We start from the raw sequence: 25,823 nt of genomic DNA on the forward strand, positions 1-25,823 counted from the left end.
CCCGTTGGGTTTCGTCCTGAATCCCAACGCACACGCGGTCTGACGAATCCTTCGCTTGCGGTCCTGCAGGGTGACCTTTGTGCTCTGGATTATCTTTTCGGACGAAACGCAACGACGCTTTAGGAGTTTTCGAAGCGGGCCCTGTGCCCATGCCCGATGGACGCGATGGACATCATGGACATCATGGACAGGATGGACCCGGAAGACGCGCGGGGTCGGGGCGCCACCGCTCTTGCGATGAACTTTCAGACTTCCAGACTTTCCGTCTTTCAGCCTTCTTTTACGCGGACTTGGGAAAAAGCGGGTGCTTGGTCTTCCAGGTGGAATCCTTCAGCACCATCTGGCGGCCGACGCGCTTGGCGACGTTGACGACGATCGGCCCTTGCAGGTTCGCGGTCATCTCGTGGATCTGCGAGTGCAGCGAGCAGATGACCATGATCTCCGCATCGTTGATGTCCTCGGTGCCGAGCTGCGACAGTTCTTCCTTGCGGATGTGCACGCGGTAGTCGGGGAAAAAGACGAGCGGCTGCGTCACCACGAAGGCGACATGGGCTTCGTCCATCGACTGCAACCACTTGAACGGCGATTCCTCGTCGTGCTCGAAGAGGATGAAGCGCGTGGAGTTCGGAAAACCGAGCAGGCCGCCGACGATGCGAAAGCCCCGGTCCTCGTCGATTTCCATGTCGCCGAATCGGGTGGTTTTGATTTGGACCATGTCTGGCACGGCTCCCAAACGCCTTGGCCGCGGTTATCCGTTATTCTTGTCGGTGTTTTTTGAACTGCACTAAAGCGGTTTCGATCATGTCGGGCGTCGCCTGGACCGCCTCGCGATTCTCTTCCTGAATGCGGATGTAGATTTCTTCGCGATGAACGGAAACGTGGGGCGGCGCCTGGATGCCGATCTTGACCTGATTGCCGCGGACTTCCTGGATGAAGACCCGAATCTCGTCGCCGATCGTAATACTTTCTCCGGCCTTACGGGTCAAAACGAGCATTCCATTGCCCTCCGTGGCGCGGAGTATAGGTCACGCTAGCGAATGAAGTCCAGCAGGCTTTGCGACATCACCCGCGACGCGACAAGCAGGCTCGACTGGTACACCTGCTCGCGATAGGCGAACTCGCTGGTCGCTTTCGCGATGTCCACGTCTTCGGTTTCCGAGAGAATTTTCGTGTAGGCCTCGACCAGCTCGTCGTTGTCCTCCATCGCCGCGTCAAGGCGCAGCGTGGTGGCGCCGATGTCCGAGCGCTGGGCGATCGCCTGATTCAACGCCGCTTCCACCTGGGGGATCAGCGCCGAGATCTGCGCCGTGTCGCCGGTTTCGATGGCGGTCTTCAGGTCGGTCATGACCTGGAAGACATCGACCGGACCCTTGAATACCTCGTTGCCGTCCTTGTTGATCGTGACGAAGTTACCCTCGCCCACCTCGATGGCGATGTCCTGGTTGACGCCGCCGAAATAGTTGCCCGCGTCGTCAAACGGCTCGGCGTTGGTCCGGTACCCGGCAAAGACGTACCGGTCGCCGTCCTTCGCGTTCGCGTTCTGCACGATGTTCTCGTACAGCCGCCCGATCTCGTGCGACGCCGCCTCGAAATCGAGCGCCCCGGCGTTGCCGCCGTTGACGTCGATCGCCAGCTCGCGCGCGCGGGTGAGATCGTCGATGACGTGCGAAAGCGCAAGCTCCGTCGTCTCCACGAACGAGCGCGCGGAGCCGACATTGCGCTGAAACTGGTTGAAACGGCCGAGAATGCTGTTGACGCCCATCGCGCGCGCGGCGCCGATGGGGTCGTCGCTCGGACGGTTGATGCGCTTTTGCGAAACAAGCTGTTCCTGCATCTGCAGATAGCGGACGCGGTTGTCGTTGATGCTCTGCGTCGCGTTTCGGTACATCAGGTTTGTCGTAATTCTCATATCCGGCTCCCGCTTATCTCAGGTCGTGGAGGACATTGATCATGTCGTCGACGACGTTGAACAGCCTTGCCGCGGCCTGGTAGGAGTGTTGAAACTTCATCAAATCGGCCATTTCTTCCTCGAGGGTGACGCCGACGACGCTCTCGCGCAGCGCCTCGATTTGCGCCGACTGCGCGGCCGACTGATCGGCCTCGCGCATCGCCGCCTGGGCGTCCACACCGACCTGGCCGACGATCGAGCCGTGAAAATCCTGAAGCGTCCACGTGTTGCCGTTGAACAGCGCCGCTTCCTCCACCTCGGCGAGGATGAGCGCGTTCTGGTTGTCGCCGGCTTCGCCGGTGAGCGACGCGGCGATGTTGTTGACGTCCGCGAGGATCGCGGCGTCGATAGCGATGGCCTTCGCGGCGCCGTCGGCCGTCGCGAGCGGCGCGAAGAAGTCGATCCCCGTCGCGCCGTTCAGTCCGAATCCGGGATTGTGCGCGGTGTTGAACGCGGTGACGAACTCATACGCCATCTCGTCGATCTTCTCGCGCAGCGCGGCGGTGTCGCCGTCGCGGATCTCGAGGTTGCCGGCGATCGACCCACCCTTGAGGCGATCGGTGATATCGACCAGGTTGCCGTGGATATCCTGGAAGCCGACGTTGCTGAAACCTTCCGTGTTTCCGACGGCGACGAGCTTGCCCGCGGTGTAGCCTTCGACAAGGGGCATGCCGCCGCCGACGATGACGTTCACCTCGCCGCCGGTGCCCTCGAAGCTCGTGAAATCGATGTATTGGCCGAGTTGCCGCAATAGCTCCGTGCGCGCGGAACGGAAGTCGCCGGCGGTCTGCCCGCCCGCCTCGGCGTCGCGGATCGCGCGGTTGAGCGACGCGAGGCGCTCGGCGAGGTTGTTCACCTGGCTGATCTCGTCGCGTACCGCGTTGTCCGCGGACTTCTGCGTCTCGGCCAGGCGGCTGTCGATGATGTGAAACTGGTTGACGAGCACCTTCGCCGCGCCGACGAGCGCGGTGCGTTGCGCCTGCCCCTCGGGATTTGCCGCAAGATCCTGCACCGAGGAAAAAAACCTCGCCATGCTCGAGGAAATGCCCGTGCCGTCGGATTCGATGAAAATTTCTTCCAGGCTCGACAGGTGGCGGCCGCGCGCGTCCGACCGGCCGAGAAAACTCTGCGAACGGATCATCTGCATGTCGAGATAGCGGTCCTGCGCCGCCGTGACATCGCGCGCGTTGACGCCCGTGCCGAGCAGGAGGCCGTTGACCTGCAACGGCCGCGACGGATCGAACACCACGCCCTGTCGCGAGTAGCCCGGCGTGTTCATGTTCGAAATGTTGTGCGACGCGACCTCGATGCCGGTTTGCGACGCCCAAAGCGAACGCGAGGCGATGGACAGGATTCCGGATACGCCGGGCATGCCTTACCTCCGCGCCGAAGCGCCCTTGGGCGGTTCGTACGTGAGCGGCTTCTGCGTCAGTTGCATCAGCACGTGAAACAGGCCCTGCACGCTGGCGTACGACGCCTGCGCGACGACGATATTGCGCTGGTTCTGCTCGTTGATCTGGATGACGACGGCGGTAAGCTGGCGACGCAACGTGTGCAGGTCGCGCTTTAACGCCGGCGGCGCCATCGCGACGATCGCCTGAAGCGAAAGCTCCTCGGCGGGCCGGCCCGCCGTGCGCGCGATCATCTCGACAACCCGTTGCCGCGCCTCCTCGAGGGCGGCCGCGCGCATGCGGAGCGTCTCGGCGATCTTGTTGGCCTCGTCGATCTCCTCGGCCGCGAATTGTGCAAACGACTCGTGCACGCGCACGAGCAGGTCGCGCAATTCGATGTGCGTCTCGAGTTGTTTGACGAGGATCTCGCGGAGAAGATTCAGTTCGTTTTTCACGGCGTCATCCGTCCTTTTTTGACCTCGCGCCGGACGACGCCGGCGCGAAGTTTCGAAACGACGAATGAAGCGCGCGGCTCTACTTCTGGTAGAGCGAATCGATCAGCGAGCCGAGAATCAGCTTTTCGGCGATCTTGCCCGCCGGCCGATGATACGTGCCGGCGTCGATTTCCGATTTGATCTCGCGAACTTTTTCGGCCCGGATCTCGGGCACCTTCGCGAGCTCGTCGTGGATGGTCTTCAGGGTCGCGGCCGACGAAGAGAGCGTGACCTTCGCGGCCTCTTTGCCCTTATCATCCTGCGCGCGCGCCTCGTTGGCGCCCTGCGTCGACACATACCGCGGATCGATGCTCCCCGAGGGATTTCCACTTCCAACTTTCATCCAAGCACCTCCATGGTTCGCCCGGTCACTCACACTTATCGGAGGAATCGGCGGCGACTTGAGAATAAATTGACGCTTGGATGCGCAGGATCGGAAATTCCGTAGGATCGGCACAATCTGCCGAATCCGGCGCTTTTTCGTCGTTTCAGTTGTAAAAGACCGCTATTTCAAAGACTTACGTCGACTTTGCGACTGTCGGCGCTTTGGCTGCCGATAGCCCATAGCTTCTGTATTTTCTCACGAGAAACGGCCGAATTCGACGTTTCGTCAGAAGTTTGACGATTTTCTGAAATCGCTCCCGGCCCTTTCATCAGGAAATCGTGAACGAGCCTCGACAGGCCAAACTGGCGCCGGTCCGCGGAAACACGTGCGATTTCCTCATCGAACATCGACTGATAGATGCGCGAGGCGTTCGAGCCATCGAGCGAATCCTCCGACGTGGGGATCGATTGGCGCATCTGTTTGAGCATCGAATTGAGGAAAAGTTCCTCGAAGGCCTCGGCGACCTGCCAGGCTTCCGTGTCGCTCGCCCGCGCCCGCTCGGCACCGGACAAAAGCCGCCCGGCACGCGCCGCGTCGCTGTCGCCCGGCTCGAACCGTGCCATGCCGCCGAGCGTCGAGGGGGAAAGACCGAAGCCCGGCATCAGATGATCTCCAGCTTGGCCTGCAACGCGCCCGCGGCCTTGATGGATTGCAGGATCGCGACCAGATCGCGCGGGGTGACGCCCACGGCGTTCAGCGCGCGGACCAGATCGCCGATCGTGGCGCCGGATTCGACGACGAACATCTGCCGCTCGTCCTCGACCGCGGTGATCTCGCTTTGCGTGGTCAGCACGGTCTCGCCGCCGGAAAGCGGCGCGGGCTGGCTGATGACCGGCGTGGTGCGGACCTTGATATGCAGGTTGCCGTGGCTGATCGCGACCGTGGACAGCGTCACCGCCTCGCCCATGACGACGGTGCCGGTGCGCTCGTTGACGACGACCTTCGCGGTCGTGTCCGGCGTCAGCTCGATGTTTTCGATGCGCGCCATGAGCGCGACGAGATTTTGCCGGTAGCCCTCGGGCACCTCCACGCGGATCGTGCGCGAGTCGATCGCGCGGGCCGCGTTCACGCCGAGCGCGCCGTTGATGTTCGCGGCCGTCTGCGCCGCCGTGGAAAAATCGCCGCCGTTCAGGCTGATCGTCAGCTCGGACAGCGAATTGAAATCGAACGGGATCTCGCGCTCGACGATGCCGCCGGAGGGAATCATGCCGACCGTGACGTGGTTCTTGTAAATCGCGTCGCCGCCGGACTCGGCCGCGAATCCGCCGACGGACACCGGGCCCTGCGCGACGGCGTACACGTGTCCGTCCGGTCCCTTGAGCGGCGTCAGCAACAACGTGCCGCCTTGCAGGCTCTTGGCGTCGCCGATGGAGCTGACCGTGATGTCGATCGTCAATCCCTGGCGCGCGAACGCGGGCAGCTCCGCCGTGACCATGACCGCCGCCGCGTTGCCGCTTTTGACGTCCGCGGGATCGACCGTGACGCCCATGTTCTCGAGCATGTTCGTCAGTGTGCGCCGCGTGAACTTGACGGAGTTGCCGTCGCCGGTCTTCGAAAGACCGGTTACGAGGCCGTAGCCGATGAGTTTGTTCGGGCGCACGCCCTCGATCTCGGCGAGATCTTTCAGGCGCGCGGCGCCGGCCGGGGCGGCGGTCGCAAGGCTCGCCAGCGCCATCGCGGCGATCGCGATGGTGATGATCGTGGTGCGTTTCATCGTCGTCATCCCCCGCCCTAGAAGGGCCAGACCTTCTCGAACGCGCGCGTGAACCATCCGGCCTTCATCTTGTCGGCCAAGACGCCTTCGCCGAGGTATTCGATGCGCGCGTCGGCGACCATCGTCGAGGGCACGGTGTTGTCCGAGGCGACATCGCGCGGCCGGACGATGCCGGACATCACCATGATGTAGTCCTCGGCGTTCAGCTTCATGCGGCGCTCGCCGCGCACGACGAGGTTGCCGTTCGGCAGCACGTCCACGACGATGCAGCTCATCGTTGCGACGAGGCGGCCGGAGCGGCGCGTCTCGCCCTTGCCGTTGAACTTGGTGCCGGTCTTCGCGCCGACGAGCGTATCGAGGCGAAGGTTCGGGTTGCGGCGCGCGGCGACCTGCTCGAACCCGAAAAATCCGTCCACGCCGGCGCCGATCGTGGAGGTCTTTTCCGTTTTGGTGTCCGCTTTTCCCTGCGCGTCGGAATCTTCCAGGATATTCACGGTGACGACGTCGCCGACGCGGCGCGCCTTCTGATCCGTGAACAGGTAGTTATCGTCGTTGTTGTCGACCCACAGGCTCGAGCCGTGCCGGCGATGCTCTTTCGGCGTCTCGGCGTTGGTCGGCTGAAAATCGACCGGGCGATAGCCGCTGATCGACGGTTTGTTCGCGTTCGTCGCGGCGCAACCCGCGGAAAGGATCAAGAGCGCCGAAAGCGCGGCGATCGTCGTCGTTTTCATCTCACAGCTCCACTTGCGCGGTGTGCGCATCGACGATGCGCGCCTTGAGCACCGCGCCCGAGTCCAGATTCCTCACCTCGGTCGTTTCACCCGCGCCGCCCTGCTCCATCACGACCGCGATGGCGGACACGCGCACCGCGCCGATGTCGGCGACGAGCGTGACGAGATCGCCCTTTTTCACGATCGGTGCCGGCGTGATGGCGCCCCTGGCGAGCACCTCGCCCGAGGCGATCGCCCGGTCCGCGACGCGGCCGACCGCGTGCGAAAGATCGCGGATCTCGCTTCCGCGAACGCGCCGCGCGGGCACCATGCGCGTTTCGAGGTCGTCGCGGCTGATCGAATCCCCGCGCGCGATCGTGTGCCGCGCGACGAGGATCGTCGCCGGCGCGTCCACCAGCACGCGTACGCGGGTTGTTTTCTCGAACCCTTCGGCGCGCGCCGTGACGGCGACGGTGTGATAGCCGGGCGCATACCGCTCGGCGTCATCGACGACAAACAGCTCGACGTCGCCCGCGGGCGCCAGAAGCGAACGCACGCGGCCGGCGACGCTTGCCTCGCCCTCGCCCGCCTTGCGTTCGCGCACGTGCGCGAGAACCAGGTCGGCGATCGTTTCCGGCGCGATCGTGCGCGAGGCGCGCGTCACGCGGATCGACGCGGGCGCGGCCACCGCGGCGTCGCCCGCTCCGGCCTGACGGATGCGCGCGGCGACAAACGACCCCGACAGGCGGCCTTTGACGCCAAGCGACGGCGCCTTGCAAAGAAAGGTGTCGGCGATATCGCGCGGCAGGCCGTCGGCCACGTCGCCCAGGCGAACCACGTCGGCGTTGACCACGATTTCGTCGTGGACGCCGATCGGATCGCCGCTCGCGTGGGAAACGATCGCCAACAGCATCGCGGCGGCGATGACCGCGGCGAACGCCAGGCGCGCGTACGGGCGCACGGCTCGCGGGCGGAAGCCCTCGAGGATCTCGCGCTCGGTACGCAGCCGGATGAGTCCGCCGTTGGCTTTCATGATCGTTACGACCTCGCGATGTTCTGCAACATCTGGTCGGCGGTGTTGATGACGCGGCTCGATATTTCGTAGGCGCGCTGGCCGACGATCATCTGCACCATTTCCTCGACGAGATTGACGTTGCTCATCTCGAGGAATCCCTGGGTCAGCGTGCCGAGGCCTTCCTCTCCGGGCACGCCGACGATCGGCTCGCCCGATGAGCCCGTCGGAAGCATCAGGTTGTGTCCCATGGCGCGAAGTCCGTCCGGGTTGATGAACCGCGCGAGCTGGATGGTGCCGACCTCCTCGGCCTCCGTTTCGTCGGGCATCGTCACGGACACGGTGCCGTCCGGCGCGATGGTGACGTTCATGGCTTCCGCGGGGATCGTGATCTCCGGCTCGAGCACCTCGCCCGAGGCGATCGTCAGCACGCCCTCGTTGTTGCGCTTGAGCGCGCCGGCGCGCGTGTAGGCCAGTTCGCCGGACGGCCGCGTCACCTGCAAAAAGCCCGGCCCCTCGATCGAGATGTCGAGCTCGTTGGTCGTCTGCTGCAGCTCCCCCTGCTGGTAGATTTTCGAGACCGCGACGGTCCGGGCGCCAAGGCCGATCTGCGTTCCGGCCGGCGAAGGCCGGCCCTCGGCAACCGACGAGCCGGGCGCGCGCATCGTCTGGTAGAGCAGGTCCTCGAAATCGGCGCGCCCGCGCTTGAAGCCCGCGGTGTTCACGTTCGCGAGGTTGTTCGCGATGACGTCGATCTTCGTTTGCTGGGCGTCCATTCCGGAGGCGGCGGTCCAAAGCGCTCGCATCATGGCGTCTCTCCTCAGATCCGGCCGAGCGACGTGGCGCGGCCGTTCACTTCATCGATCATCTTGATCGTGCGTTGATAGGATTCGTACTGGCGGCTCGTCGTCACCATGCCGGCCATCTCGCGCATCACGTTGACGTTCGAGCCCTCGAGCGCGCCGTTGACGACGGTGAATTCGGGATCGGCTTTCGGCGCGGCGGCGTCGCCGGTGAATCCGGTGCCGCCCGCCTTGCGAAGAAGGCGCTGATCCTCGAAGGCCGCGACGCGCAGGCGATCGACCTGCTCGCCGCCGGAAAACACGGCGCCGTCGGGTCCGAACGACAGGTCGCGCGTGGGATCGACCGTGATCGGCCCGCCCTCGCCCATCACGGCAAAGCCGGAGGCGGAGCGCAGGGTGCCGTCGGTATCGACGCGAAAATTCCCTGCGCGCGTGTAGATGTCGCCGTTGGGTCCCTGGAGGACGAAATAGCCCTCGCCTTCGATCGCGGCGTCGCCCTCGCGGCCGGTGAACTGGATCGGGCCGCTTGTGAATGTGCTTGCCGTCTGGAAGTAGCGTCCGACGTTGTCGAGCGTCTTGCGGAACTTGTTGAACTTGTCGTCCGAAACGAAGTCGAGGTGCGTGGAGAACAGGGCGCGGTCGGCCCGAAATCCGGGGGTGCCCGCGTTCGCGACGTTGTTCGCGATCACGTCAAGGCGCGTCCCCTCGATCCGGGCTCCCAATACGGCGGCGTAGATTCCGTTCGTCATCGCGGCTCGTCCTCCGGGGGATAGGGATGAGCAAGCGTTGTGCCACGCCGAGGCACGCATTTTTACGCATATATTTCAATGAGATACGCGACGCGCGCTCCGCCGCGCCAACGGCATTTGGGGCAAAGAACTCGCTTGTTCAGGCAGGTTTTGCCGTTTGCCGCACCGGCAAATTCGGAAATTTTCGATAGCGGCGGGCATCGACGGCATGATATACGCGCAAGGAGAGGAAAAAGTGAATGCCACTTGAGACTCTCGAAACGCACAATGATTGACGTTGGCGAAAAAGACCTGAATACGATCAGGGCCATTCTTCGCGCCCAAGTTCCGGAGTGCGAAGTGCGCGCGTTCGGATCGCGGGTGAATGGAACGGCACGCCGTTTTTCGGACCTTGATCTTGCGCTTGTCGGAGCGGACAAGATCGACTGGCGGCGGATCATGCGCCTGAAGGAAGACTTCGAATATTCCGACCTGCCGTTTCGCGTGGATGTCATCGACTGGAACGCGTCATCGGAAACGTTCCGCGAAATCATCGGCGAGAAGTTCGAGGTGATTCAAAAATCCGCGCCGGCCAGGAACGCCGCGGCAGACGGATAAACCAACGGGCGGCTTTCGCCGCCCGTCGGGGATTCATTCGTTTATTCGCGCGTGCCGGTTTATTCGTCCCAGCCCCCGCCGTCTTCCCAATCGTCGTCGCCCCACCAGTAGTCGTCTTCCTCGTAGGGGAACGCGCTCGTGGCGACATCCGCGAAGCTCGAGATGCGCGTGACGACGAGCGCCGCGTTCGAGATCGTGTACATGTATTCGCCGATGATCACCGTGCGGCGAACGCTCGGCATGAAACCCTCCCACGGCCATCCGCCTTCGGGCTCAAGATCGGTGTGGTCGACGCGGCCCAGGTACTCGAAGCCGTCTTCCACCGTCACGTTGTAAACGTAAACACCGGTGTACGGCTCGTCGTTATCGGGCGCGGCCTTTCCGGAAGGCGGTACTTCGTCGTCGTCGCCGGTCCAGTCGTCGTCGTCGCCCCACCAGCCGTCGTCATCGCCCCACCAGTCGTCATAGGCGTAATCCGTGATCGGAATGGCCAGCAGATCCATCGGCGGGTAGTAGAGGAACGCCTTGTGATCGTATTGCGCCTCGGAGGAGACGCTCCAGCCCTCGCCGATCTGCTCCGTGAACGCCTGGGCGGGATTGGCGAAATCCGTGACGTCGAAGATCTGTAACAGCACGCCGCCGGTCTGACCGGAATTGTTGCCGCCGACGCCGATCGTCAGCAGATGATCGTCGCCGAACGGATGCAGATAGGTCGAGAATCCCGGAATCTCAAGCTCGCCCACGACGCGCGGATCGGTCGGGTCGGATAGATCGAGCGTGAACAGCGGATCGGTTTGCTCAAACGTCACCAGGAACCCGCGATCGCCCATGAACCGCGCGCTCTGCAACGTTTCGCCCGGGGCGATGCCGTCCACGCTGCCGACCACGTCGAGCGTTTCGAGCTCGCCCTCGGCCAGCACGTACACGCCGTTCGAGAGCGAATCGCCCCAGGAGCCGGTGGTCGTCGCCGCGCGCAGATAGCCGTCCTTCTCGCCCATCGAGAATTGGTTCAGCAGATAGCCGGGGACGATGCCGCTGCCGACGTATTCCGCCTGCGCGCGCTCGTCGCCGATGAGAAACTTGTGGATCTCGGAGCGCTGATCCCAGTCGCCCTCCCAATCCCACGCAAAGTAAGCGTCCGCCGCCGCGGAGACGTACAACGACTCCGTCGACGCATACACCAGCGCGCCGTTGGCGATGAGCGCGATATCCGGCAACTTGTCCGCCGGATTTTCGAGATCGACCGTTACGACTGAGGTCACCGCCGTGCCGAACGGGGACTGCGTGCGGTAGTAGTCCGTACATTCAGAGAGCGCACCCTCGCGCTCACCGTCCGGGCCCGACTCGTAATACTCGGGCAACCAGGTGTCGAGGGGGTAGCCCTCGATTTCGTCCCGGTTCTTCTCCTTGAGATCATCGTACGCGGCGCGCAGCGCGTCTTCGTCGATCTCGCCGTCGTCACCGACGTACGGCGTCGGATCGATCCACGTCTCCAGGTACGGGAACTGCCCCCAGGTGCTTGCGACAAGCCGCATCATGTTCGCGACGCGGCGCGAGCTGATATAGCCGCCCTCCAGGAGCATGGTCCGCATCACTTCGGGCGCCGTCGGATCCTCGGCGTCCACGATCGTCACGACAAGGACCGGGAATGAAATGTCTTGCGTATCGCGCCCTGGCCAGAGGCCGCCGTCGATGTCCTGCCAACTCGCGTCGGAGAACACGACGACGAGATCGCCGTAAAGGAACATCTCGAGCACGCGGCCCGCGATCGCGAGACGCGACAACTCCGTCGTGTCCGGCGCGGGCACGGGATCGAAAATCAAAAGGTTGCCGCCCGCCAGCACGTAGAGCAACTCGCCATCGGTCTTGACGATATCGGCTTCGTCGACGCCCTCTTCCTGCACGTTCGTGTCGGAGTGGTCGTCGTCGTCGTCGGCACTGCCCTCATCGTCGCCGTCCTGCGGCGGTCCATCGTCGTCGTCCGCGGCGTCGTCGCCGCCGTCGTCGTCATCACCGGCGAAGTCGTCGTCGGAAGCGTCGTCGTCGCCGCCGTTCCAGTCATCGTCGTCGTCGTCTCCCCACCAGCCGTCGTCGTCCCACCAGCCGCCGCCGTTCCAGGACTCGAGCGTCCATTCGAGATTTTCGTCGGCGAGACGGTCGTAATACGTGAGCACGACACTCTGGAACCACTCAAGAAGTTCGTCGCAGGTCAGGAAGCGATGCAGTCCGCTTTTCTTTCCGTCCGGGCCGTCGTCGTCGGCCAGCGATCCGCCATCATCGTCGCCGTCGTCCAGGTCGCGCGGATCGTCCGAATGCAGACAACCGCCGGCAAGGAATACCGCGACAACCAACGTGACGAGGATAATCCACTTGCTCATGATCAATCCCTCCAGACAATTCATGGGGCGCACGGCGGTCACACACATTGCCGCCCGCCGGCCGAACATCGGCCGGCCGCGCCGAAAATTCCGCATTTACTGTATCATTGGCCACGTTCCCGGTCCACAGATTTTTGGGGTTCGTCATCCCGATTTTCGTTCGCCGACTCCTGAAACTTCGCCGCCATGCCAAACGGCTGGTCTTCGCGACCGTTCCCACGGCGATCACCCTGGTTGCCGCCACGGCCATGCTCAATCACCTGGAATCCGAGAACCTTATTGAAACCTGGCGACCCGACGATCGCGCCGTCTACACGGGCGCGATTCTGGAGTCACGCGACAACGGGCGCCGGTTAAGGACCGCCAGCGCACCCATGGTGCATCAAGAATTCACCGCCGTACCGGCGTCGGGCGTCACGCGCGTCGTCATGGCGGGCGCCTCGTTCATGATGGGAAGCCCGTATGTCCATCAGGATGGCGGCGTCAATATTCCGAATGTCGGAGGCATTCCCAATTGGCTCGACGCCGAGCTGACCGCACGTTTCCCGTCGCGGCGCTTCGAGGTTATCAACGCCGCCGTCGGTTCGATGAATTCCTTCGCCGTGCGTGCCGTGGTCTGCGAAATGTTGCGCGCGAAGCCGCACATCGTCGTCGTGGCAACGGGAAACAACGAGGGCTATGTCCCAGCCACGCGATTCAACGAGACGCTGCACAAATGGACACTCTATCGGTCGCTCAAACGCGCGTTGAAACCCGGCGTCGCTTTGGATCGACGTTCGTATTTCACCCCGCAGGATCCGGACACCGAACGAATCGCGGCGGGATATCGCGAAAACGTCAAGGAAATGGTCGAACGCTGCGGAAAAGCAGGCGTTCGGCTGGTCTTGTGCACGCTGCCGATTCACCTGACGTACCGAGGCGATCTTGTGACCACGCATGGGTTGCCGACACAGGAACCACTGGGCGATAAACATTACCGGCGGGGGATCAAGCAAGCTCAGGCCGGATTTCACGAGCTCGCGATCGAATCCTTTTCGAAATGTCCCTCTCCGGCGTGGGCGGCCTATCGTATCGGTCGCAGTCTCGGCGCGCTCGGCCGCTTCAAGGAAGCACGTGAATTGTTGAAAGTTTCCGTCGAGCTGAATCCCTCGAACCGGCAGCGGCCGAGCTGCAATGCCTTCGTACGCGAAATCGCGATAGGAACGGACGTAGCACTTGCCGACCTGGAGCGCGCCGCGGAAAAACATTCTCCGAACGGCATCCCCTCGGCGACGCTATTCATGGATTATTGCCACATGACGTGGCGCGGCTATCACTTGATGGCGCTCGAAATTGTCGACGCGATATTGGCGCGAGGCTGGGTGACACCTGGCGACGGCGAGCCGAAAGATTCGCCGGATGTCGACCGCGTCATCGCCACGCGCGGTTGGGATTTCCTTTACAAATTGGAAAAGCCGGTTCCGACGCCCGCGCCACCGGACATCATTCCCGACATTGATCGATAGGCCGGGTTTGGCACCAATCACGCCCCGGGATTTGTTCGTCGATTATTGCCACATGACGTGGAGGGGCTATCGCCTCATGGCGCGCGAAATCGCGGACGTCATTGGCAACGGGACCATGATACCGGCGGGCGGCGGCGAGCCGATAAATGCGGACGCGGTCATCGCTGAACGCGGATGGCAGGCGCTCTACAAGTCCGAATCCGGGTTGTCGCCGCCGGCGCCCGTGACCGATTGAACCGCCGGTTCGTTGGCGCGATAGATTGCGGCCAGCACTTCGGCCACGACCTTGTACAGATCGCGCGGAATGCGCTCGCCCAGATCGAGCTTGGCAAGAAGGTGCGTGAGATCGGGATCGAACCGGATCGGCACGCCGTTCCTGCGCGCGATTTCGAGAATTTTTTCGGCAATCAGACCAAAGCCCTTGGCCGAAACGCGTGGCGCGGGGTCCTTATCGCGATCGTAGGAAAGCGCGACGGCCTGGGTCGGCGGGGTGTCTCTTTGCGTCCGTTCGTTGTCGTCGCGTGTCATGCGTTTACCCCGGCCCGATGGACAAAATGGACACCATGGACCGCATGGAACGAATGAAAGCCGTGGGTTGGAAGAAGCGCGATGGGACGGCGCGCGGCTGAACGCTCGTTATCGCTCGCGGCACTGACATCGCGACAACCCCTTCGTTTGCGATTCCAATCTGCCTTCGCAATTCCCTATTCCCCATTGACTACGCTTTCACGTGCATGCGCCCGAGGCGGCCGTTCATCTTCGCGCTGAGCGTCGCCAGATCCGGAAACGGCTCCTCGTCCGGCGACAGCGCCCGCACGTCCACGCGAACCGGCCGGCCGAGCGGCCGGAGCGCCTCCGGCACGCGCGCCAGCTCGCGTTCGATACGTAAGAGCGCCGCGTCGTCCGCGCGGAGGCTGACCTGAATTTCGGGCCCGTACGAAACGCGCGCGCGCACCTCGCCAAGCCGCGTCATCACGACGCGCACCGACACCGTGAAACGCGCGCCCGCCGCGCCGCCCGGTCCTTGCGCGTCCGCGTCGCCGCGCGCGATCCAAAGGCGCATCGGCGAGGCCTCCGCCGACAACGCCGGCCACTCAAGGAAAATCATGCCGTGATCGCGCCAAAGACCGGCGTTGGCGCGTTGGTGCGTTTCGATCGTCTGACGCATGGTCGAAAGGCCCTTCAAAAACCGCTCGACCTCCTCGAACTCGAATCCGTCGCGCACCAATTCGACAAAATCGCCCTGCACCGCGTTTGCCGCGCGCTCGATGACGCGCGAGATCGCCTCGGGTGTTCGCCGGAAAAATCGCAGGAGCCGATGGGCGTCCGGCAGGGCGAGTTCGCCGACGAGCGCGGCCAGGCCCGCGGCGGTCGGACTCGGCCCGAAAAGCGCGCCAAGGCGCATGCGAAGATCGGCGACGGCCGGCCCGGCCGCGCCACCCGCGAGTTGACGGAATATCCGCCCGGCCATTGTCGAGGCGACGCGGTCCGCGGCGCTGCCGAACGACGGTCCGCCCGACGCGCGCGGCGTGGACGTCCGGACATCAACGTCGTCGGGCTCTCCGGGCGCGACGGACCGCGAAGCCGGCTCGGCACGCGCGGGCTCGGCATCGGTTTCGCGCGCCGGCGCGCCGTGAGCCGCGTGATGGCGTGCGGCGAACGCGCCCGCGCCATCGGGCCGCAGGGTTTTCAACGCCGCGGGCGACGCAAGTCTTGATCGAACGACAAGGGAATCGGACATCAGATCTTCAGATCGATCCGGCGCGGGCGCGGCGCGTCGTCGCCGTCCGGCGCGGCGGGCGTCTTCTTGGCGGACGCCGTGTCCGCGCTTTGAATCGTCACGATTTCCTCGGGTTCGCGGGCATCGGATTCATCTTCCGGGTCCGCGCCGGGGCGGCGGCGTTCGCGCTCGCGCTCGCGGAATCGCTTGGCGATTCCCGCAAGACCTCCGACGACCGGCGAGATGCCGGGAATTCTTGTCGCCGGGTCGTCGGCCATCGCGATCGCCTTTCGCGCCTAACCGTCGAAGACCTTGTTGATCTTCTGCCGCAGGATTTCCGCGGTGAACGGCTTGACGATGAAATTGGAAACACCGCTTTGCACGGCCTGGATGATCTTTTCCTTTTCGGCCTCGGCCGTGATCATGATGAACGGGATGTCCTTCAGGGAGGGGTCGTTGCGGACCTCCTGCAGGAACTCCAGCCCGGTCATCCTCGGCATGTTCCAGTCGGAAATGATCAGGTCCACCTTCTCCTGGCGCACCATCTCAAGGCCGCTGGCCCCGTCCTCGGCCTCGACCACATTCTGAAAACCGAGCTGGCGCAACAGGTTCTTGATGATGCGCCGCATGGTGGAAAAGTCGTCCACCGTGATGATTTTCATATTCGCGTCCGTGGGCATCATGCCGGCTCCTTGGGCCTTCGAGGACGAAATCCCGCCTTCCCATGGCAGGGCGCCGCCGTCGGGACGACGGCTATCTACCGTTATCGGGTCGTCGCGTTCCGGACTTGAACCGTCAGCCGTTCTCCTGCATGTGGCGTTTCAACTTTCCGCGCAGGCGCAAGATCGCCTTGTTGTGGATCTGGCTCACGCGGCTTTCCGTGATGCCGAGAACCAGACCGATCTCTTTCATCGTCAGTTCGTCGTGGTAATACATCGAAACCACGAATCGCTCGTTTTTCGGCAGGTCGTCGATCGCCTCGGCCACGACGCGTTTGACGTCATGCAGATTCAAAAGATCAACGACGCTCTCCTTGTGCGGCTCCTTGAAAAACTCCAGGAAGTTGCGTTTTCCTCCCTCGCCGTTGGAGGAGTGGCCGAGATCGTCGAGGCTCACCAGGCTCACGCCGCTGGCCTGGCTGACGAGATGGAAATAGTCCGCCTGGCTGATGCCGAGTTCGCCCGCGACCTCGTCGTCGGTGGCCGGGCGCTGGAACTTGGCCTCGAGTTCCTCGTAGGTGCGCTGAAGCTCGTTCAACCGCTGGCGAATCGAGCGCGGGACCCAATCCAGCGAACGCAACTCGTCGAGGATCGCGCCGCGAATGCGAAACTCCGCGTACGTCTCGAACTTGATCTCGCGGTCGGGATCGAATTTGTCGATCGCGTCCATGAGGCCAAGCACCCCCGTGTTGATGAGGTCGCCCAACTCGATCTGGGGCGGCAGCTTGCGGATGATGCGCGAGGCCACGAGCTTGATGAGCGGCGTATATTTGCGGATCAGCTCATCGCGCATCGCGTCGCGCATCTCGGGCGGCGACTGTTTCCAGTCCTGTATCGATACGGAAATCATTTGCTCCAGATCCTTTCAAAAACGACGGCAATAAATCCCGCGAAAAAACCGGTGGCCGCGGCGACCGCGCCCGCCCTCCACAGCACCGTCGCCGCCGGCACCGAGCTGACGACGCCGGTAACGGCCGCCACCATGAACGTGCCGCTGGCCATGGCGGCGACGACCTGTCGATTGGCGTGTTTCATCGCCCGTTCCTTCCCTACGCGATCTGCAAGAACTGTCGCCACATGAACTGCAGGCCGCCCTTGGGCCCTTCCGGAATCCGCGTCGCGAGCAGGCGGCCCGCCAGACGGTCAAACGCCTGCGACGCGGGCGAATCCGGGTATGCATCCACGACCAGGCGCCGGCGGCGAACCGCGCGGGGCAAGTTCGCGTCCGCCGGCACGTACCCCACGAGGCTGATGGATATATCGAGAAACCGCGTCGCGACGCCCGCGAGATCCGCATAGATCTTTTGCGCCGCGCGCTCGTTTTGCACGTTGTTCGGCAAAAGCAGGAATCGTCTCTCGCCGTGTTCGGTGGCCAGCACCTTCATCATCGCGTACGCGTCGGTGATCGCCGTCGGCTCCGGCGTGGTGACGACGATCGTCTGCTGCGCCGCCGCGGCGAAATAGAGCACGTTCGAGCCGATGCCCGCGCTCGTGTCGATGATCAGGACGTCGATCGGATCGTCGAAGGTGTCGAGTTCCGTGAGCAGGGCGTATCGGTCGCCCTCGGACAGGTTCGCGAGTGCCGAGACGCCGGACGACCCCGGCAGCACGCGCACGTTCGGCGGGCCCTCGACAATGATATCGGACAGGCGCTTCTCACCCGAAAGCACGTGGCCGATGTGCCACATCGGCTTTATGCCAAGCAGGATGTCGAGATTCGCCAGGCCGAGATCGCCGTCGAGCACCAGCACGCGCTTTCCCCGGCGGCCGAGCGCCACCGCGAGGTTGGCGGTGACATTCGTCTTGCCCACGCCGCCCTTGCCGCTTGTCACCGCGAACACGCGAAGCGGCCGGGCCGGCGCCGGGCCGTTGCGCGTGGCGTTCGTATACATAAACCGATCCTGGGCTAGCTGCCGTAATTGCTGCGCCTGGTCCATCCTTGACCCTCGTTCCTCAATGCGTGGTGATGCCGAGCAGGCGGTCCACCACCCGCTCCCGGGTCGCCGCCTCGATGTCGTCGGGCACGTGCTGGCCGATCGTGAAATACGAAAGCGGCAGGCCCGTTTGCCCGGCGATGTTGAACACGCCGCCGAGCGCGTTGGCCTCGTCGAGCTTGGTCGCGATGAGCGATGACAGCGTCACGCCGTCGTAGCTTGCGACCACCTCTTTCAGGTCGCGATGCTGCGTCGTCGCCGGGACGATCAGGTGCAGGTCGATCTGCGGCCGGTTCGCGAAGTACCCCGCCAGCCGCTTCACCATGCGGGTGTCCTTTTGCGAGACGCCCGCGGTGTCGATGAAGATCGCGTCCTTGTCCGCGTGGCGCGCGATCTTCGCGGCCAGGTCGTCCTCGTCCACCGCCACGTCAAGCGGCGCGGACATGATGCGCGCGTAGGTGCGAAGCTGTTCGACCGCGCCGATGCGGAACGTGTCCACCGTGACGAACGCCGCTTTCTTGCCGCGGTTGAACACCTGCGCCGCGGCGAGCTTGGCGATCGTCGTCGTTTTGCCGGAGCCCGTCGGGCCGACCACCGCGCAGATCGCCTGCTTGCGGCCGATATCCGAAAACGGATTGACAACACGCACCCGGTCCATGATGGCGGCGGCCACGTGCTCCATCGCCAGGAATTCGTCCTCGGGCGCCTTGCCGAGCCGGCCGCGCGCCTCCTCCACGATATCGAAGGCCATTGTCTCGATAACGCCCTCGGCGATCAGCTTTTCGTACAGATTGCGGAACGCGATCGACGCGGAAAGGTCCGAGGCGAAACCGCCGCCGTTTGTCATTTCCGGCATGGCGGGCGGCGCGGCGCTTCCCAAGGTGGCGATCGCGGCCGCGAGCATTTCGATCTGGCCGGACATGCGGGAAAGGCGCTCGTCGATCGAACGCTCGCCGAAATGCGACTCCAGCCGATCGAGCCGGCGGGCGAAAGCGGCGAAGCGATCGTCGTCCGGTGTCGCGATCGCGCGGGGCTCGGGCTCGGACTCCGGTTCGGACGCGGCGCGGGCGTTTGCGTACGCCGCGGCGGCGCGGGACGGCTCGGGCGCGCGCGGGATTTCCCGCGCGATCTCCGGAGCGCGCGCGGGCGCGGGGCGGGCGTCCGCGGATCGCGCGGCGGTGACTTCCACCCCCGGCCGCCCGATCAGCCCGCTCAGCGATTTGGCCGAGCGCGTCGAGAGGATCACGGCGTCGGCGCCCATCTCGGCCTTCACCGCGGCAAGCGCCTCTTTCATCGTGGCGGCGCGGAACGTTCGCGTCGTCATACGGTTATACCTCCACCGTTCCGAGCGAGTAGATCTTGGCCTTCGCGTCGATCTCGTTGTGCGAGAGGATCGCCCAACTCGGCATGAACTTGTCGAGGAAACGCTTCAGATGCCCGCGGATGAGCGGGTTCGTGAGCAGCACGGGGCGCGTGCCGATGTTGTTGAACTTGCCGCCGGCGGAATCCAGCGCGCGCAAGAGCCGCTGCGCCAGGTCCGGCTCGATCGAAAGGAAAGCGCCGTGCTGGCTTGACTGCACGGACTCGGTCAGCCGGTTTTCGAGCACGGATTCCAGCGTCATCAGCGCGATGGTGCCGTCGCCGCCGGCGTGCAGATCGGTGATCGTGCGGGCGAGCGCCTGTCGGACGTATTCGGTCAGCACGTCCGGATCCTTGGTCACCGGCGCGAAGTCGGCCAGCGTTTCGAGGATCGTCAAAAGGTCTCGCACCGGCACTTCCTCCTTGACCAGGTTCTGAAGAACTTTCTGAATGGTCCCCAAGGGAAGCAAGTTGGGGACCAACTCCGCCACGACCTTCGGGGACTTCTTCGCGAAGTTGTCCAAAAGTTCGCTCGTGTCCTGGCGCGAAAGGAGCTGATGCGAGGAATGTCTAAAGATTTCCGATAGATGCGTCGTGATGACCGTCGCCAGATCGACGACCGTGTAACCCGCGAACTGGGCCTTTTCGCGATCCGTTTTACGGATCCAGATCGCCGGAAGCTGGAACGCGGGCTCCACGGTGGGGATCCCGTCAATCGGTTTCTCGACGCTCCCCGGATCCATCGCCAAAAATCTGTCGGTCATCAGATCGCCGTCGCCGACCTGCACGCCCTTGATGAGGATGCGGTATTGCCCCGGCTTGAGTTGCAGGTTGTCGCGGATGTGGATCGGCGGAATGACAAGGCCCATCTTCTGCGCGAACTGCCGCCGGATGGCCTTCACCTTCTCGAGAAGCTCGCCGCCCTGATCCGGATCGACCAGATGAATGAGCCCGTAGCCGATCTCCAGTTCCACGAGATCGAGCCCCAGCAGATCCTGAATCCGTTCGGGTTCCTTGGCGTCTTTCGGCAAGGCGGCGTCGGCCGAGACGCGGTCCCGTTCGATCTCCACCGCCCGGACGCGCACCGCGGCGATCGCGATCGTCACGGCCAGGATCAGGAACGGCGCGGCGGGCATGCCCGGCACCATGCCGAAAAACGCGAGGATCGCCGCGGTGATGAAGAAGATGCGGCTTTTGCCGAAAAGCTGTTTCGCGAGACTCCCGGCCAGGTCGATGTCGCCGGAGGCGCGCGTGACGACGATACCGGCCGCGGTGGAGACGATGAGCGCGGGGATCTGCGAGACCAGCCCGTCGCCAACGGAAAGGATGGTGTAAACGCTCGCGGCCTCGGCAAGGGGCATCGACTGTTGCGCGACGCCGATGATGAACCCGCCGACGATATTGACGATCGTGATGACGATGCCGGCGATGGCGTCGCCGCGCACGAACTTGCTCGCGCCGTCCATCGCGCCGTAAAAGTCCGCCTGGCGCTCGATCGAGCGGCGGCGGCCCCGCGCGGTCTCCTCGTCGATGAGACCGGAGTTCAAATCGGCGTCGATCGCCATCTGCTTGCCGGGCATGGCGTCCAGGGTGAAGCGCGCGGCGACCTCCGCGATACGCGTGGAGCCCTTGGTGATGACGACGAAGTTGATGATGACAAGGACCAGAAAGACGATGAAGCCGACAACGGCGTTGCCGCCGACGACGAACATGCCGAACGCCTCGATCACCCGGCCCGCCGCGTCCGCGCCGTCCTGGCCGTTCAGGAGGATGAGGCGCGTCGACGCGACGTTCAACGACAACCGGAACAGCGTGCCGACAAGAAGCAGCGTCGGAAACGACGAGAACTCGAGCGGCGACGCGGTATAAAGCGACACGAGCAGGATCAGCACGGCCAGCGTGATCGAGATCGTCAACAGCGAGTCCAGGATGAACGTCGGGACCGGCAGCACCATCACGACGAGGATGCCGATGATGGCGACGGAAAAAGCGACGGCGGAGGTGCGTTGATCCGGATTCGGCACGGGAATGACGGCGCTCATCAGGCGGCCCCCTTATCGCGGCTGTAGATGTAGGCGAGGATCTCCGCGACGGCCTGATACAGCGACAGCGGAATCGTTCCGCCCACCTTGCAGCGCTTGTGAAGCTCGCGCGCGAGCGGCGGGCGCTCGACGCACGGAATGCCGTTGTCCTTCGCGATTTCGCGGATCTTCAGGGCGATCAGATCCTTGCCCTTGGCGACGACGACCGGCGCCGCGTCCTTGCCGCGCTCGTAGCGAAGCGCGACGGAAACGTGCGTCGGGTTGGTGACGACCACGTTCGCGGTCGGCACTTCGTGCATCATGCGGCGCTGGGCCATCTCGGTCTGCACGCGCCGGATGCGCGCCTTCACCTTCGGATCGCCCTCCGCGTTCTTGAACTCGTCCTTCACCTCCTGCCGCGTCATGCGCATCTTCCGGAGGTAGGTGGCGCGCTGGAACAGGTAGTCGATGGCCGCGATGATCGAAAGCGCGCCGACGACGCGCAGCGCGAGCGTTTTGGCGATCGCGGCGTACGTCGCGCCGATCTCGACGGGTGAAAAAAGCGAAAGCTTCAGCAGCAGTCCGAGTTGGCCCTTGATCGCGGCGAAGACGATGAGCCCGACGAGGATGATCTTCGCGAAGCCCTTGCCGGTGTCGAACAGGGCTTTCACGGAAAACAGGCGCTTGCCCCCGGCGAGGGGGTCAAGGCGCGTCAGGTCCGGCGTGATGGCCTTGCCGCTGACGAGGAAGCCGAATTGAGCGACGTAGGAGAGCGTGCCGACGACAAACACGGTGCCCAGAAGCGGCGCGAGGACGACGACGACCGCCTTGACAAATGGCCAGGCGACCCCCAGCAGGGAGTCGGCGGTCAGATCCGTCTGCGCGCACCGCGCCAGGGCCTCGCTCATCACGTGCGTCAGATTTCCCCACATGTACGAGCCGGCGTAAGTGAACACGGCGATGCCCGTGGCAAGCACGAGAACGGTGGGGATTTCCTGCGATTGGGCGACGCTTCCTTCCTCGCGCGCCTTCTCGAGTTTTTTTGAGGTGGGTTCCTCGGTCCGTTCCTGATCTTGTTCGGCCATGATCTTTTCCCTACGGGGCCAAAAGGCGGATTGCGGTGATCATGTCGCCCTGGGCGCCGGTAAACAGCGACTTCGCCGCCGTGAAGAAAAACGGCATCCCCGCCGCGATGATCAAAAACCCAAGCCCGATCGTGATCGGAAACCCGACCATGAACACGTTCATCTGCGGAAACGCGCGCGCCATGAGCCCCAGCCCCAGGTTCGCAAGGAGCATGGTGATGATGAGCGGCCCGCCGATGCGCACCGCGTTCACGAAAATCCGGCCGCCGATATCGGTCAGAAGGTCGAGCCCGCCGCCTTGCAGCACCGCCTGTCCCGGCGCGATGATGCGAAAGCTGTCAACGAGTCCGCCGATGAAGACGAGGTAGAGGCCCGAGACGACGAAGATCAGCGTCGCGACCATCGTCTGAAAATTGCCGATCAGCGAAACCTGTCCCCCGGTGAACGGATCGACGACGTTTGCGACCGTGAATCCCATCTGGAATCCCGCGAGTTCGCCGGCGATCTCCACGGCCTCCAGCGCCGCGCGCACGACGAAACCCATCAAAAGGCCGATCGTGATCTCGCCCGCGCTCGCGAGCGCGACGCCGCCGAGCGTCAACGGCGCTGCCTTCGGCCCGGGCAGCGCGAGAAACACGACGAGCGCGACGAAAAACGCGAACCCGCCCTTGATCGTCGTGGGGATCGACGGGAACGCGAGAAACGGCAGCGATGCGACAAGCGCCAGCACGCGCGCGAGCACGAGAAAGAAGAAGACCGCGGTCTCGGGCGTGGGGATGAGCGCCGTCACGAACCCAAAGCCCCTAGCGGATGTACGCCGGAAAGGTGGTGAACATCTTGACGGTGAAATCGAGCAGGTGGTTCATCATGAACGTGTAAAAAACGGCGCCCACGATGCCGACCGCGAGGATCTTCGGGATGAAGGTCAGCGTCATCTCGTGGATCTGCGTCACCGCCTGGAATATCGAAACGAGAAGGCCGGCCACGAGCCCGGCGGCCAGGATCGGCGTCGCCACCGCCGCCGCGGCCTCGACGGCCATGCGCGAGATCGTCATCGCGGATTCGAGCGTCATCGCGGTCCCCCTACGCGTAAAAGCTGTCCACGAGCGAACCCACGATGAGGTACCACCCGTCGGCCAGCACGAAGATGAGCAATTTGAACGGCAGCGAGATCATGACCGGCGGCAGCATCATCATGCCCATGCTCATGAGCACCGCCGCGATCACCATGTCGATGATCAGAAACGGCAAATACACCATGAAGCCGATGATGAACGCCGTCCGCAGCTCGGAAAGCACGAACGCGGGGATGATGACGTAGCTTGGCAACGCATCCGAGTTGTCCGGCCGTGCGACACCGGACACCTTCACGAACAGCCCCAGGTCCTTCTCCCGCGTTTGCTTCAGCATGAACGCGCGGATCGGCGCCATCGCCCGCTCGCCGGCTTCCGCGTAGCCGATCTCCTGCTCCGCGTACGGCACGTACGCCTCGTCATGGATCGTCTTGAAAGCCGGCAGCATGATGAAAATCGTCAGGAACAGCGCCAGTCCGACGATGATGGTGTTGGTCGGAACCTGATGCGTTCCGATCGCCTGGCGCAAAAACCCCATCACCACCACGATGCGCGTGAAGCAGGTCATCATCACGAGGATCGACGGCGCAAGCGACAGCACCGTCAAAAGCAGGAGCAGCTTCACCGGCGCGGTCAGGTCGCCCTCGCCCGCCGCGTCGTCGAAGTCGATCGACACGTTCGGAAGCGGCAGCGCGGGCGACTGCCCGACCGGCGCCGCCTCGGCCGCCTGGGCGAGGATCAGGTGACCGGCCAGAAAAACGGCCGCGATGATGACGCCCTTGCGCGGCATGATTCCCCTAGATGCGCCTCATGGTGGCGAGGCGTTCGCGGATCGCGTCGAGCGTCGCGGCGGCGGCCACGGGCGCGTGCGTCTTGTCGTGTCCGTTCGTTTTCGGAGGCGTCGCGGCGCCGTGGACCGCACCATCCTCGTGTCCGTTTCCGGCGTGCCGGGGCGCGTTGTCGAAAATGCTGCCGAGCACCGCCTTCGTCCCGGCCGGCTCAAGCGGCGCGGCCGGGGACTTCGGCTCCGGCGCGGGTTCGGCCTTGTCGCTGTATTGCGCGATATGCCGCGCCAGCTCGTTTGCGAACGAGTCGGGCGCGCCCGCGGCCTTGGCGTTTTGTCCCGGGGCGGCCGCCGCGGCGGCGGCGCTCACCGAGGCGGGCGGCTTGTGGCCGATGCGCGCGAGCGCCTCGGGGTCGGTGATGCGCGTGAGCATCGAGATCTCGCCCTCGCCCACGCCGACGACCAACACCTCGCCGGCGACTTCCACGAGCGAAATCTGCTTTTTTAGCCCCACGGGGATCGTGCTGATGACGCGCATCGCGGCGCCCTTGGCGCCGGGCATCATCGAACCGCGGCCAAGGCGCTTCCACAAACCGGCCAGAAGCAGAATCGCCGCGAGCGCGACAAACAGCGCCGAAATCATCTTCGTCACGCCGCCGGAAAGATCGAACGCGTCGTTCGCGCCGCCGTTCGCGGCGAGCGCTGCATCGGCCTCGATCGAAGCCTCAGGCGCGGCCGCCGGGCTTTCCGTAACGGCCGGCGCGGCGGAAGCGATCGGCGCGGCCGCGTCGGCGAAGACCTTGGACAGATCGATCGGGTCCTCGAACGCTCGGTCGAGCTTTTCTTCCCTCGGCGGTTCGGCGGACGCGGCCACGGGCGCGGGCGGCGCCTCGCGCAGCAAATGGATGCGCAGCACGCCCTTTCCGGTTTCCACCTTCACGCGGTCGCTCGCGGGCGCGTAATCGCGCTGCGTGTAGAATCGAACCTTCAGCCGGTTGTCGCGCCAACCCGAAAGGCGCGCGCGCGAAAGCACCGCGCCGCCGGCGTCGAATTGCGCCTGGCCGATCTTCGAGACGGCGTTCGGGAGAAGAAAGGAAACGACGCCCCGGCGTGCGTCGATCTCCGGCGTCAGCTCGCCGAATTCGGCCGCGCCCGCGTGGTGCAGCTCGATCGTCGCGCCTTCGGGTTTTTCGAACGCGACAAACGAGGTGAACGCCGTGGGCTCGGCCGCGAAAGCACCCGTGGCGAACGTGGCGACAGCGATGACGGCGGCAACGGCAAGACGGTGCATGGCGCCCTCCATCAGCTTTTCAGGTTCGCGATCCGTTCGACCTTGCTGACGACATCCGTCAGGCGAACGCCGAACTTTTCGTTGATGATGACGGCCTCGCCGCGCGCGATGAGCTTCTGATTGATAAAAATGTCGAGCGGCTCGCCGGCGA

Annotated in this window: 30 protein-coding genes; 2 read left to right on the forward strand and 28 right to left on the reverse strand. The window is 64.2% G+C overall.

Features of this window, described 5'->3' with window-relative positions; translation table 11 throughout:
- Positions 1 to 280 precede the first annotated feature (280 nt).
- The 12 genes from K8I61_08475 to flgF all read right to left on the reverse strand — a co-directional run bounded on the left by K8I61_08475 (position 281) and on the right by flgF (position 9,206).
- Positions 281 to 715, reverse strand: a complete 435-nt coding sequence (locus tag K8I61_08475) for a flagellar assembly protein FliW (GenBank protein MBZ0272058.1) — start codon at positions 713 to 715, stop codon at positions 281 to 283.
- Between the two features lie 40 nt (positions 716 to 755).
- Entirely contained in the window at positions 756 to 995 is a 240-nt protein-coding gene (gene csrA / locus K8I61_08480) for a carbon storage regulator CsrA (protein MBZ0272059.1), read from the reverse strand.
- A gap of 35 nt (positions 996 to 1,030) precedes the next feature.
- The gene (flgL, locus tag K8I61_08485) at positions 1,031 to 1,909 is read right to left on the reverse strand and encodes a flagellar hook-associated protein FlgL (protein MBZ0272060.1); all 879 of its coding nucleotides are present in this window, start codon (positions 1,907 to 1,909) and stop codon (positions 1,031 to 1,033) included.
- A 13-nt stretch (positions 1,910 to 1,922) separates the two neighbouring features.
- Positions 1,923 to 3,320 (reverse strand): flagellar hook-associated protein FlgK, encoded by a 1,398-nt coding sequence (gene flgK / locus K8I61_08490; protein MBZ0272061.1) that lies wholly within the window; start codon positions 3,318 to 3,320, stop codon positions 1,923 to 1,925.
- A gap of 3 nt (positions 3,321 to 3,323) precedes the next feature.
- Positions 3,324 to 3,794, reverse strand: a complete 471-nt coding sequence (locus K8I61_08495; protein MBZ0272062.1) for a flagellar protein FlgN — start codon at positions 3,792 to 3,794, stop codon at positions 3,324 to 3,326.
- Between the two features lie 79 nt (positions 3,795 to 3,873).
- Positions 3,874 to 4,176, reverse strand: coding sequence for a flagellar biosynthesis anti-sigma factor FlgM (gene flgM / locus K8I61_08500; protein ID MBZ0272063.1), 303 nt, complete (start codon positions 4,174 to 4,176; stop codon positions 3,874 to 3,876).
- Between the two features lie 167 nt (positions 4,177 to 4,343).
- Entirely contained in the window at positions 4,344 to 4,820 is a 477-nt protein-coding gene (locus K8I61_08505) for a rod-binding protein (GenBank protein MBZ0272064.1), read from the reverse strand.
- Positions 4,820 to 5,941, reverse strand: a complete 1,122-nt coding sequence (locus K8I61_08510; protein MBZ0272065.1) for a flagellar basal body P-ring protein FlgI — start codon at positions 5,939 to 5,941, stop codon at positions 4,820 to 4,822. Before K8I61_08510 ends, K8I61_08505 begins: the two co-directional genes overlap by 1 nt.
- Positions 5,942 to 5,949: 8 nt before the next feature.
- A complete protein-coding gene (locus tag K8I61_08515; GenBank protein MBZ0272066.1) occupies positions 5,950 to 6,663 on the reverse strand; it encodes a flagellar basal body L-ring protein FlgH in 714 nt (237 codons plus the stop codon).
- A gap of 1 nt (position 6,664) precedes the next feature.
- Positions 6,665 to 7,675 carry a flagellar basal body P-ring formation chaperone FlgA gene (gene flgA, locus K8I61_08520; GenBank protein MBZ0272067.1) on the reverse strand — a complete coding sequence of 337 codons (1,011 nt, stop codon included), beginning with the start codon at positions 7,673 to 7,675 and terminating at the stop codon, positions 6,665 to 6,667.
- 5 nt (positions 7,676 to 7,680) lie between these two features.
- Complete coding sequence (flgG, locus tag K8I61_08525) at positions 7,681 to 8,463, reverse strand: flagellar basal-body rod protein FlgG (GenBank protein MBZ0272068.1); 783 nt, start codon at positions 8,461 to 8,463, stop codon at positions 7,681 to 7,683.
- An 11-nt stretch (positions 8,464 to 8,474) separates the two neighbouring features.
- Positions 8,475 to 9,206 carry a flagellar basal-body rod protein FlgF gene (gene flgF, locus K8I61_08530; protein MBZ0272069.1) on the reverse strand — a complete coding sequence of 244 codons (732 nt, stop codon included), beginning with the start codon at positions 9,204 to 9,206 and terminating at the stop codon, positions 8,475 to 8,477.
- A 267-nt stretch (positions 9,207 to 9,473) separates the two neighbouring features.
- Between flgF and K8I61_08535 the strand changes: the two genes are divergently transcribed.
- Positions 9,474 to 9,803, forward strand: coding sequence for a nucleotidyltransferase domain-containing protein (locus tag K8I61_08535; protein MBZ0272070.1), 330 nt, complete (start codon positions 9,474 to 9,476; stop codon positions 9,801 to 9,803).
- Positions 9,804 to 9,862: 59 nt separating this feature from the next.
- Here the strand turns inward: K8I61_08535 and K8I61_08540 are convergent, their stop codons facing one another.
- Positions 9,863 to 12,181, reverse strand: a complete 2,319-nt coding sequence (locus K8I61_08540) for a beta-propeller domain-containing protein (protein ID MBZ0272071.1) — start codon at positions 12,179 to 12,181, stop codon at positions 9,863 to 9,865.
- Between the two features lie 47 nt (positions 12,182 to 12,228).
- On the opposite strand from K8I61_08540, the gene K8I61_08545 reads away from it, so the two are divergent.
- Entirely contained in the window at positions 12,229 to 13,686 is a 1,458-nt protein-coding gene (locus K8I61_08545; protein MBZ0272072.1) for a hypothetical protein, read from the forward strand.
- 186 nt (positions 13,687 to 13,872) lie between these two features.
- Here the strand turns inward: K8I61_08545 and K8I61_08550 are convergent, their stop codons facing one another.
- The 15 genes from K8I61_08550 to K8I61_08620 all read right to left on the reverse strand — a co-directional run.
- Positions 13,873 to 14,214, reverse strand: coding sequence for an EscU/YscU/HrcU family type III secretion system export apparatus switch protein (locus tag K8I61_08550; GenBank protein MBZ0272073.1), 342 nt, complete (start codon positions 14,212 to 14,214; stop codon positions 13,873 to 13,875).
- Positions 14,215 to 14,404: 190 nt separating this feature from the next.
- A complete protein-coding gene (locus K8I61_08555; GenBank protein ID MBZ0272074.1) occupies positions 14,405 to 15,427 on the reverse strand; it encodes a hypothetical protein in 1,023 nt (340 codons plus the stop codon).
- Complete coding sequence (locus K8I61_08560; protein ID MBZ0272075.1) at positions 15,427 to 15,684, reverse strand: hypothetical protein; 258 nt, start codon at positions 15,682 to 15,684, stop codon at positions 15,427 to 15,429. The genes K8I61_08555 and K8I61_08560 overlap by 1 nt, the downstream gene beginning before the upstream one ends.
- Before the next feature lie 18 nt (positions 15,685 to 15,702).
- On the reverse strand, positions 15,703 to 16,086 hold the full coding sequence (locus K8I61_08565; GenBank protein ID MBZ0272076.1) for a chemotaxis response regulator CheY: 384 nt from the start codon (positions 16,084 to 16,086) through the stop codon (positions 15,703 to 15,705).
- A 115-nt stretch (positions 16,087 to 16,201) separates the two neighbouring features.
- Positions 16,202 to 16,930: a FliA/WhiG family RNA polymerase sigma factor gene (locus tag K8I61_08570; GenBank protein MBZ0272077.1), complete on the reverse strand. Its 729-nt coding sequence runs from the start codon at positions 16,928 to 16,930 to the stop codon at positions 16,202 to 16,204.
- A gap of 41 nt (positions 16,931 to 16,971) precedes the next feature.
- Positions 16,972 to 17,160: a hypothetical protein gene (locus K8I61_08575; GenBank protein ID MBZ0272078.1), complete on the reverse strand. Its 189-nt coding sequence runs from the start codon at positions 17,158 to 17,160 to the stop codon at positions 16,972 to 16,974.
- 14 nt (positions 17,161 to 17,174) lie between these two features.
- The gene (locus K8I61_08580; protein MBZ0272079.1) at positions 17,175 to 18,062 is read right to left on the reverse strand and encodes a MinD/ParA family protein; all 888 of its coding nucleotides are present in this window, start codon (positions 18,060 to 18,062) and stop codon (positions 17,175 to 17,177) included.
- A 16-nt stretch (positions 18,063 to 18,078) separates the two neighbouring features.
- On the reverse strand, positions 18,079 to 19,383 hold the full coding sequence (gene flhF / locus K8I61_08585) for a flagellar biosynthesis protein FlhF (protein ID MBZ0272080.1): 1,305 nt from the start codon (positions 19,381 to 19,383) through the stop codon (positions 18,079 to 18,081).
- Positions 19,384 to 19,387: 4 nt separating this feature from the next.
- A complete protein-coding gene (gene flhA, locus K8I61_08590; protein ID MBZ0272081.1) occupies positions 19,388 to 21,460 on the reverse strand; it encodes a flagellar biosynthesis protein FlhA in 2,073 nt (690 codons plus the stop codon).
- On the reverse strand, positions 21,460 to 22,524 hold the full coding sequence (flhB, locus tag K8I61_08595) for a flagellar biosynthesis protein FlhB (protein ID MBZ0272082.1): 1,065 nt from the start codon (positions 22,522 to 22,524) through the stop codon (positions 21,460 to 21,462). The genes flhA and flhB overlap by 1 nt, the downstream gene beginning before the upstream one ends.
- A gap of 10 nt (positions 22,525 to 22,534) precedes the next feature.
- Positions 22,535 to 23,314 carry a flagellar biosynthetic protein FliR gene (gene fliR, locus K8I61_08600; GenBank protein MBZ0272083.1) on the reverse strand — a complete coding sequence of 260 codons (780 nt, stop codon included), beginning with the start codon at positions 23,312 to 23,314 and terminating at the stop codon, positions 22,535 to 22,537.
- Positions 23,315 to 23,327: 13 nt separating this feature from the next.
- Positions 23,328 to 23,597: a flagellar type III secretion system protein FliQ gene (fliQ, locus tag K8I61_08605; protein ID MBZ0272084.1), complete on the reverse strand. Its 270-nt coding sequence runs from the start codon at positions 23,595 to 23,597 to the stop codon at positions 23,328 to 23,330.
- A 10-nt stretch (positions 23,598 to 23,607) separates the two neighbouring features.
- Positions 23,608 to 24,387, reverse strand: coding sequence for a flagellar type III secretion system pore protein FliP (fliP, locus tag K8I61_08610; protein ID MBZ0272085.1), 780 nt, complete (start codon positions 24,385 to 24,387; stop codon positions 23,608 to 23,610).
- Between the two features lie 7 nt (positions 24,388 to 24,394).
- On the reverse strand, positions 24,395 to 25,672 hold the full coding sequence (locus tag K8I61_08615; GenBank protein ID MBZ0272086.1) for a flagellar biosynthetic protein FliO: 1,278 nt from the start codon (positions 25,670 to 25,672) through the stop codon (positions 24,395 to 24,397).
- Between the two features lie 11 nt (positions 25,673 to 25,683).
- Positions 25,684 to 25,823 (reverse strand): FliM/FliN family flagellar motor switch protein (locus tag K8I61_08620; GenBank protein MBZ0272087.1); only part of this gene is annotated, 140 nt, incomplete at its 5' end.

The sequence above is a fragment of the bacterium genome (assembly GCA_019912885.1).
GTDB lineage: Bacteria > Lernaellota > Lernaellaia > JACKCT01 > JACKCT01 > JAIOHV01.

Coding starts and splice junctions, on each gene's coding strand:
- flhA (MBZ0272081.1), bottom strand. CDS start 21,460: ATGAGCGCCGTCATTCCCGTGCCGAATCCGGATCAACGCACCTCCGCC.
- fliQ (MBZ0272084.1), bottom strand. CDS start 23,597: ATGACGCTCGAATCCGCGATGACGATCTCGCGCATGGCCGTCGAGGCC.
- flgK (MBZ0272061.1), bottom strand. CDS start 3,320: ATGCCCGGCGTATCCGGAATCCTGTCCATCGCCTCGCGTTCGCTTTGG.
- K8I61_08570 (MBZ0272077.1), bottom strand. CDS start 16,930: ATGCGCGACGCGATGCGCGATGAGCTGATCCGCAAATATACGCCGCTC.
- flgA (MBZ0272067.1), bottom strand. CDS start 7,675: ATGAAAGCCAACGGCGGACTCATCCGGCTGCGTACCGAGCGCGAGATC.
- flgF (MBZ0272069.1), bottom strand. CDS start 9,206: ATGACGAACGGAATCTACGCCGCCGTATTGGGAGCCCGGATCGAGGGG.
- K8I61_08565 (MBZ0272076.1), bottom strand. CDS start 16,086: ATGCCCACGGACGCGAATATGAAAATCATCACGGTGGACGACTTTTCC.
- K8I61_08580 (MBZ0272079.1), bottom strand. CDS start 18,062: ATGGACCAGGCGCAGCAATTACGGCAGCTAGCCCAGGATCGGTTTATG.
- K8I61_08505 (MBZ0272064.1), bottom strand. CDS start 4,820: ATGCCGGGCTTCGGTCTTTCCCCCTCGACGCTCGGCGGCATGGCACGG.
- K8I61_08550 (MBZ0272073.1), bottom strand. CDS start 14,214: ATGACACGCGACGACAACGAACGGACGCAAAGAGACACCCCGCCGACC.
- csrA (MBZ0272059.1), bottom strand. CDS start 995: ATGCTCGTTTTGACCCGTAAGGCCGGAGAAAGTATTACGATCGGCGAC.
- K8I61_08510 (MBZ0272065.1), bottom strand. CDS start 5,941: ATGACGACGATGAAACGCACCACGATCATCACCATCGCGATCGCCGCG.
- flgM (MBZ0272063.1), bottom strand. CDS start 4,176: ATGAAAGTTGGAAGTGGAAATCCCTCGGGGAGCATCGATCCGCGGTAT.
- flhF (MBZ0272080.1), bottom strand. CDS start 19,383: ATGACGACGCGAACGTTCCGCGCCGCCACGATGAAAGAGGCGCTTGCC.
- K8I61_08535 (MBZ0272070.1), top strand. CDS start 9,474: ATGATTGACGTTGGCGAAAAAGACCTGAATACGATCAGGGCCATTCTT.
- K8I61_08475 (MBZ0272058.1), bottom strand. CDS start 715: ATGGTCCAAATCAAAACCACCCGATTCGGCGACATGGAAATCGACGAG.
- K8I61_08515 (MBZ0272066.1), bottom strand. CDS start 6,663: ATGAAAACGACGACGATCGCCGCGCTTTCGGCGCTCTTGATCCTTTCC.
- flhB (MBZ0272082.1), bottom strand. CDS start 22,524: ATGGCCGAACAAGATCAGGAACGGACCGAGGAACCCACCTCAAAAAAA.
- flgG (MBZ0272068.1), bottom strand. CDS start 8,463: ATGATGCGAGCGCTTTGGACCGCCGCCTCCGGAATGGACGCCCAGCAA.
- fliP (MBZ0272085.1), bottom strand. CDS start 24,387: ATGCCGCGCAAGGGCGTCATCATCGCGGCCGTTTTTCTGGCCGGTCAC.
- K8I61_08575 (MBZ0272078.1), bottom strand. CDS start 17,160: ATGAAACACGCCAATCGACAGGTCGTCGCCGCCATGGCCAGCGGCACG.
- K8I61_08555 (MBZ0272074.1), bottom strand. CDS start 15,427: ATGTCCGATTCCCTTGTCGTTCGATCAAGACTTGCGTCGCCCGCGGCG.
- flgL (MBZ0272060.1), bottom strand. CDS start 1,909: ATGAGAATTACGACAAACCTGATGTACCGAAACGCGACGCAGAGCATC.
- K8I61_08560 (MBZ0272075.1), bottom strand. CDS start 15,684: ATGGCCGACGACCCGGCGACAAGAATTCCCGGCATCTCGCCGGTCGTC.
- K8I61_08615 (MBZ0272086.1), bottom strand. CDS start 25,672: ATGCACCGTCTTGCCGTTGCCGCCGTCATCGCTGTCGCCACGTTCGCC.
- K8I61_08540 (MBZ0272071.1), bottom strand. CDS start 12,181: ATGAGCAAGTGGATTATCCTCGTCACGTTGGTTGTCGCGGTATTCCTT.